Annotated in this window: 1 protein-coding gene; it reads right to left on the reverse strand. The window is 51.9% G+C overall.

Annotation, left to right across the window (positions count from 1 at the left end; genetic code table 11):
• Window positions 1-233 (reverse strand): hypothetical protein (locus AC0QHF_RS29240; RefSeq protein ID WP_324707804.1); only part of this gene is annotated, 233 nt, incomplete at both ends.

Consider the following 233-nt stretch of genomic DNA (forward strand, 5'->3'; position numbering starts at 1 on the left):
GTGGCGGTGGATTCGCTGCTGCTTCCCGCCCCCGTTTCGTCTGCGGAGGAAGTGGAGGAAGCCGAACTGCTGCTGCCGGAATTTCCGCTATTGCTAGTCTCCATATCTTCGGAACTTTCTTCCGTTTCGGTTTCTTCTATTTCCGAATTATCGGTTTCGGCGATATCCGAACTTTCCGTATTTTCTAGATCTGCGGAACTTTCTTCTGTTTCCGCATCTCCGGCAGTGGCTGT

The organism is Lyngbya sp. CCY1209 (genome assembly GCF_055795065.1).